The organism is Escherichia sp. KCJ4928, from assembly GCF_004352695.1.
Lineage (GTDB): Bacteria > Pseudomonadota > Gammaproteobacteria > Enterobacterales > Enterobacteriaceae > ECMA0423.
Window position 1 is genome coordinate 1 of record NZ_SJWV01000615.1, and the last position, 429, is coordinate 429.

1 pseudogene is annotated in these 429 nt (G+C 36.8%); it reads right to left on the minus strand.

From position 1 onward, the window contains the following. Positions 1-429, minus strand: a pseudogene (locus tag E0D98_RS25880) (hypothetical protein); the annotation flags it as partial.

The window sequence follows — 429 nt, forward strand, 5'->3', positions numbered from 1 at the left end:
CAACGGGACTAGTCACAACAGGACTATTCTCAACGGGATCATCCTCAGAGGAACTATCATCAAAGTCATCATCCATAAATAAAATATCATCGAATGGTGCCACGCCCGTGATGAGTTTTATTTTATTATTACGATCAGTCAAGACTCCACTTAAACCGTTTTCGCTCACAGGTTTTAATGATTTTTCATTACTCTTGTTGTAAGCAGGCGCATTAAAAATACACGGAGTATCAAGATCAAACAATGACGTTCCCCAGTTCACATATTGAATATCATAGTTACTGAAGTTCTGTCCAGAAAAGAAGCATCCCTTAAAATCCAATCCACCTAAATTATATAAACCATCCTCTTCTTTTTGGAGAGTAATGTTAATTTTGGCTATCTCCCGGACATCATCGCCATTTTTATATTTGAATACCGTTTCAAGAT